At 38.4% G+C, this 6025-nt stretch carries 3 protein-coding genes and 12 tRNA genes; 14 read left to right on the top strand and 1 reads right to left on the bottom strand.

Annotated features, from left to right (window positions below; translation table 11 throughout):
* A partial coding sequence (locus AC6HVZ_RS19295) for a helix-hairpin-helix domain-containing protein (protein WP_497559760.1) occupies positions 1–1122 on the top strand: 1122 nt, incomplete at its 5' end.
* A 366-nt stretch (positions 1123–1488) separates the two neighbouring features.
* On the opposite strand, the gene AC6HVZ_RS19300 is transcribed toward AC6HVZ_RS19295, so the two are convergent.
* Positions 1489–2988 (bottom strand): catalase, encoded by a 1500-nt coding sequence (locus AC6HVZ_RS19300; protein ID WP_497559761.1) that lies wholly within the window; start codon positions 2986–2988, stop codon positions 1489–1491.
* A 752-nt stretch (positions 2989–3740) separates the two neighbouring features.
* Here AC6HVZ_RS19300 and AC6HVZ_RS19305 point away from each other — a divergent pair.
* From AC6HVZ_RS19305 to AC6HVZ_RS19365, 13 genes are all read left to right on the top strand, one after another.
* Positions 3741–4199: a SprT family protein gene (locus tag AC6HVZ_RS19305; protein ID WP_497559762.1), complete on the top strand. Its 459-nt coding sequence runs from the start codon at positions 3741–3743 to the stop codon at positions 4197–4199.
* A gap of 368 nt (positions 4200–4567) precedes the next feature.
* Positions 4568–4642: transfer RNA gene (locus AC6HVZ_RS19310), tRNA-Asn, on the top strand.
* Positions 4643–4645: 3 nt separating this feature from the next.
* Positions 4646–4736, top strand: a tRNA-Ser gene (locus tag AC6HVZ_RS19315).
* Between the two features lie 8 nt (positions 4737–4744).
* Positions 4745–4816 (top strand) — tRNA-Glu (locus AC6HVZ_RS19320).
* 32 nt (positions 4817–4848) lie between these two features.
* A tRNA-Asp gene (locus AC6HVZ_RS19325) sits at positions 4849–4925 on the top strand.
* Positions 4926–4930: 5 nt separating this feature from the next.
* A tRNA-Gln gene (locus AC6HVZ_RS19330) sits at positions 4931–5002 on the top strand.
* A gap of 189 nt (positions 5003–5191) precedes the next feature.
* Positions 5192–5267: transfer RNA gene (locus tag AC6HVZ_RS19335), tRNA-Lys, on the top strand.
* Positions 5268–5282: 15 nt separating this feature from the next.
* Positions 5283–5364, top strand: a tRNA-Leu gene (locus tag AC6HVZ_RS19340).
* A gap of 61 nt (positions 5365–5425) precedes the next feature.
* A tRNA-Leu gene (locus tag AC6HVZ_RS19345) sits at positions 5426–5509 on the top strand.
* A 58-nt stretch (positions 5510–5567) separates the two neighbouring features.
* Positions 5568–5644: transfer RNA gene (locus tag AC6HVZ_RS19350), tRNA-Arg, on the top strand.
* A gap of 6 nt (positions 5645–5650) precedes the next feature.
* Positions 5651–5727 (top strand) — tRNA-Pro (locus tag AC6HVZ_RS19355).
* A gap of 53 nt (positions 5728–5780) precedes the next feature.
* A tRNA-Gly gene (locus AC6HVZ_RS19360) sits at positions 5781–5854 on the top strand.
* 13 nt (positions 5855–5867) lie between these two features.
* Positions 5868–5941, top strand: a tRNA-Ile gene (locus AC6HVZ_RS19365).
* Positions 5942–6025: the final 84 nt, after the last annotated feature.

Here is a 6025-nt window from a genome sequence, read left to right on the forward strand (position 1 = left end):
AAAGTAGCCCCTCTCATGCGAGAGGGACTACAAAAAATTATTTGGAAGTGTCCCGAGTCCTGTATTAACAAATTTAAGATAGAACTGATTGCTATTGGTAATGGAACAGCTTCACGCGAAACCGAACAGTTCGTTTCAGATGTAATAAGCAAAAATTCACTTGATATTCCTTATATTATTGTGAATGAAGCTGGGGCAAGTGTATATTCTGCATCACAATTAGCACGTGAGGAATTCCCTGATCTGCAAGTAGAGGAGCGAAGTGCGGCATCGATTGCTCGTCGAGTACAAGATCCACTGGCAGAACTTGTGAAAATTGATCCACAATCCATTGGTGTTGGCCAATATCAGCATGATGTCAGTCAAAAAGCACTAAATGAATCACTTTCCTTTGTTGTTGAAACAGCAGTTAACCAGGTAGGTGTTAATGTTAACACGGCATCATCTTCTCTATTGCAATATGTAGCCGGGCTAAGTAAAGCGGTAGCTAATAATATTGTAAATAAACGAAATGAAGAAGGGAAATTTATCAATCGCAAACAATTGAAGAAAATACCAAGACTTGGTGCAAAGACGTATGAGCAGGGGATTGGATTCCTACGAATTGTTGATGGGGATCATCCGCTCGATCGTACACCAATACACCCGGAAAGCTATGCTCATACAGAAAAACTACTGGAAATGCTTGCGTGTGAGCTTGCAGATATCGGTTCAGAAAAACTGCGTGAGAAAATAAATACTTTAGACAAGAAGGAAATGGCTGCTAGTTTGGAAATTGGGGAGCCGACATTAATTGATATTTTGAGCGCATTGAGTCGCCCTGAACGTGATCCACGTGATGACTTTCCACAGCCGTTATTAAAGCAAAACGTTTTAGCATTAGAAGATTTAAAGCCCGGTATGGAAATGCAGGGAACAGTAAGAAATGTTGTTGATTTCGGGGTTTTTGTTGATATTGGTGTTAAACAGGATGGCTTAGTCCATATTTCAAAAATGGCTAATAAATTTGTTAAACACCCAATGGATATTGCGTCTGTGGGTGATGTAGTAACGGTGTGGGTGGAACAAATTGATGTAAAAAAAGGCAGGGTCGCATTATCTATGGTTAAAAAAGGAAAATAATGTAGTAGGAAAATACAGAAGTCCTAAATAGAAATGGTAACACAGGAGTCTAACCGAGGCTTCTGTGTTATTTTTGCTTCGGATATGAATAAAAATCATGATTTGTGTATTAATTGCAGAATCAGCCACATCTAGCTCCAGCGCTAAAGCCATGGCAGGCTCCTTTTGGTGTGATGAACGTTAGCGCAGTCTCAGAATGCTCCAGTTTGTATATTTCTAAATTGCTGCTCAGCAATTTCCAAAAAGGCTATTTTAGCATATAGTAGGACTGCGCGCTGCTTGTCCCACTGAATCATAAAAAGACGGATTTTAGATGAGATAAAATAAAAAGAAAGACTGCCATTTTGACAGTCTCCGATATTGAGATTATTCTATTTTACTTGCAGCAACTTCTGCTTCACTTATTGAAATACCTAGTGCTTTCGCTACACCTTCACCATAAGCAGGATCAGCTTTATAGCAATGAGCAATATGGCGAAGTTGAACTTCTTTCGTAGTACCTCTCATATTACGCGCAGTATTTTCAAATAATCTTTGTTTTGCATCAGGACTTTGTAGGCGGAATAACTTTCCTGGTTGCTCAAAATAGTTATTATCATCTTCCCGGAAATTCCAGTAATCTGCAGCTCCATCGATTTGCAGAGATGGCTCTTGGTATTCTTGCTGATCTTGAAGCTCACCATAGCTATTTGGCTCATAGTGTGTTAAACCCCCCTGGTTACCATCAACACGCATTGCACCATCTCTGTGATAGGGATGGAAGTTTTTGGCATTTTTAGGGTAGTTAACTGGAACCTGCCAGTGGTTCACACCTAGGCGGTAGCGTTGTGCATCTCCATAAGAAAACAGTCGTCCTTGCAGCATCTTGTCTGGTGAAAAACCGATACCAGGTACAATGTTAGTTGGCGCAAAAGCAGCTTGTTCAACATCTGCAAAATAGTTTTCAGGATTTCGGTTAAGTTCGAACTCTCCAACTTCGATTAGTGGGTAGTCTCCTTTATACCAAACCTTAGTTAAATCAAATGGGTTGTCTTTACTATTTCTTGCTTGTTCTTCAGTCATTACTTGAATGTACATTTTCCATTTAGGGAAGTTGCCGTTTTCAATGGATTCATATAAATCACGTTGATGACTTTCACGATCCGCTCCAACGATATCCTGAGCTTCCTCGTCAGTTAAATTCTCGATACCTTGCTGGGAGCGCATATGGAATTTCACCCATACTCGTTCATTATCAGCGTTAATCATGCTATACGTGTGACTGCCAAATCCGTGCATATTGCGGTAACTCTTTGGAAGACCACGATCACTCATTACAACGGTAACCTGATGCAATGATTCAGGAAGACCTGTCCAGAAATCCCAGTTATTTTGAGCACTGCGCATATTCGTACGAGGGTCACGTTTAACTGCGTGGTTTAAGTCAGGGAATTTCTTAGGATCTCTCATGAAGAATACAGGTGTATTATTCCCAACTAGATCCCAGTTACCTTCTTCGGTATAGAACTTTAATGCAAAACCACGGATATCACGTTCCGCATCTGCTGCACCACGTTCGCCAGCAACAGTTGAGAAGCGAGCAAACATATCTGTTTTCTTGCCAACCGCTGAGAAAATGTTAGCTTTTGAATACTTTGTAATATCATTAGTTACAGTAAAAGTCCCGAATGCACCAGATCCTTTCGCATGCATACGACGCTCGGGAATAACTTCCCTGTCAAAATGAGCCATTTTTTCAAGGAACCAGAAATCCTGCATTAATAACGGACCTCTTGGACCAGCAGTCATCGAATCCTTATCGTTTGGTACTGGAGCACCGAATGCAGTAGTTAATTTCTTTTTATTTTGATTGTTTTTTTCACTCATTAATCTATCCCTCCAATTTATTAATTCTATCTATTATAGTACCATAGTAACTATAGTAATACTAGATTAAATACAATTATTATAATATCATAGTCGTTATAATAATGCTAGTTTGAGAGGTTGGGTTTTAAAGAATTTAGTGCGTTATTAAGATGAAAAATTGTCTTTTTTACACGGATAAGAAGATACAATTTTTTAAATAGGATAGTATAAATGCATCTGAAACTTGAAGTGTTAAAACTTGAATATTAGCTTCGTTGTCTGATGATGATTTACTGTAATAGATTTTATCTAATACATATTTTTAAGGGCAATTCTATATTTTTGATTATCATTTGTAATTCCTAATTGATAATATGTTTCTCGAAGGCATTTCTTTAAGTTGACTGACAATAGTTTCTTATATAATGTGGTAACGTTTCTTTTTAGATTTGCATAATTATTATTACACAAATAAGTTTTTGGAGAATTGAAGTAGAACTTTTAACGAATTAATAGGGGATATATGATAAAATATGATGAATAGAATTCGGAATAAAACGATTATAGATTAAGATCTAAAAGGCAAAAACAGAACAAATAAAAGTTATAACAATCAAGATTTCATTATAATTATCTAGTTAGATTTCATCCTATTTATTACAGAAACCCCTGTAATACCGCTATTACTAAAATTTGAAAAAAGATACGACTATAAAAATTATTTAATATGATCTGAGATCTGGGAAAGTATATAAAAGGAAGTTATTAACATGAATTCTTTTAAAGAAATAGAACTATATAAACTTGTAAATCATCTTTCGTTGAAATATTTTAAAAAGCCGTTTAGACATAATGTTCATTTTAATTATCGTTTACGTACAACGGGAGGTAGATACATTCCTGGAAAGAAAACAATTGAATTAAATCCCAAATATGTAACAGAAATGGGTGGAGGTGAATTTATAGGAATTATTAAACACGAACTATGCCACTACCATCTTCATATTGAAGGAAAGGGTTATAAACATCGAGATAAAGATTTCAGGGAACTACTAAAGGTAACGGGATCTCCGAGGCATTGTAGGTCATTACCTTCACAAAACATTGAATATAATTATACATATAAATGCAAAAAATGTAACCAGGAGTATAAACGAAAGCGGAGAGTGGATTTGAAGAAATACCGATGTGGGAAATGCGGGGGAGAATTGATAGATAGTCATGAATGATAAGTGAGATGTAAATTTTTTATCAAAATTCATTGACGAAATATGTCATCCATGTTAAATTAAATAAGCTAATAAATTCGAATGAAAAAGTAAGTATTTTTTTTGAAAAAGAATTGACAACATATTATATTTATTGTAATATATTTCTCGTTGCTGTTATTTAACTTGTGCAGAGCTATGAACGAAACAAGGTACGTTATACGATGATATGATTGATTAAAATTATTTGCGGTAACTGACTGCGAGCATCATTGAAATAACTTTCGTTTGCAGGTCTGTGAGAAAAGACACTGTCACCGAAATCACTTGCAACAAGACGAGCGTAGTATGTTAGATTATATTACCTAGAATAACTTATTTTAAATTATTCCACAGTAGCTCAGTGGTAGAGCTATCGGCTGTTAACCGATCGGTCGTAGGTTCGAATCCTACCTGTGGAGCCAAATGGAGAAGTACTCAAGTGGCTGAAGAGGCGCCCCTGCTAAGGGTGTAGGTCGTGTAAGCGGCGCGAGGGTTCAAATCCCTCCTTCTCCGCCATTTTAAATGGCCCGTTGGTCAAGTGGTTAAGACATCGCCCTTTCACGGCGGTAACACGGGTTCGAATCCCGTACGGGTCATCTTCCTTTTACTATAAAATAAAATTAGGTTGGGTCCGGTAGTTCAGTTGGTTAGAATGCCTGCCTGTCACGCAGGAGGTCGCGGGTTCGAGTCCCGTCCGGACCGCCATTTGTTGGGCTATAGCCAAGCGGTAAGGCATCGGGTTTTGATCCCGTGTATCCTAGGTTCGAATCCTAGTAGCCCAGTCATTTTTTGTTTTTGTGGAAATAATTCCTTAAATCTAAAATTTATGGAATTATTTATAAAGAAACATATGTACTTATTCATGATGAGCCACGATTAACCTCGATGCATTAAACATCCTTGAATACTCTAGAAGAAGCAGAGATCATACAATTAACGTTCTTAAATAAAATAGTACACTTCAACAGTATGAGCCATTAGCTCAGTCGGCAGAGCATCTGACTTTTAATCAGAGGGTCGGAGGTTCGAATCCTCCATGGCTCACCATTATAATAACAACGAGCGGGTGTGGCGGAACTGGCAGACGCGCTAGACTTAGGATCTAGTATCTTCGGATGTGGGGGTTCGACTCCCTTCACCCGCATTATAAAATCATTGTGGTTTCACGCAATTTTTTTGGATTGGTGGTTTAATTTTTAAACTATGCGGTCGTGGCGGAATGGCAGACGCGCTAGGTTGAGGGCCTAGTGGGTGAATAACCCGTGGAGGTTCAAGTCCTCTCGACCGCACTATTTTAACTTGCAAAAGTAAAATCAATATGTTATATTTAAAAACGTTGCTCTTTAAGCGCTCGTAGCTCAATTGGATAGAGTGTCTGACTACGGATCAGAAGGTTAGGGGTTCAACTCCTCTCGGGCGCGCCATTACTTCGGGAAGTAGCTCAGCTTGGTAGAGCACATGGTTTGGGACCATGGGGTCGCAGGTTCGAATCCTGTCTTCCCGACCATTTAAAATGATTACTAATTAACATACCATTCGATAAATTGTATTAAACTTAATGCGGGTGTAGTTTAGTGGTAAAACCTCAGCCTTCCAAGCTGATGATGAGGGTTCGATTCCCTTCACCCGCTCCAAATTATTTACTGTGGGCCTGTAGCTCAGCTGGTTAGAGCGCACGCCTGATAAGCGTGAGGTCAGTGGTTCGAGTCCACTCAGGCCCATTTGCTTCAAAAAAAGCAAGAGCTAATTGCGAAGTCTCAAAGTGCAAGTGTCCCAAGGTGTTAAGGACAAGGCTAATTTTATTT

This window comes from Oceanobacillus sp. NCCP-135 (assembly GCF_059698015.1).

Bases quoted from the DNA above. Each gene is read 5' to 3' on its own strand.
- AC6HVZ_RS19300 (WP_497559761.1), bottom strand. From the start codon at position 2,988: ATGAGTGAAAAAAACAATCAAAATAAAAAGAAATTAACTACTGCATTC.
- AC6HVZ_RS19305 (WP_497559762.1), top strand. From the start codon at position 3,741: ATGAATTCTTTTAAAGAAATAGAACTATATAAACTTGTAAATCATCTT.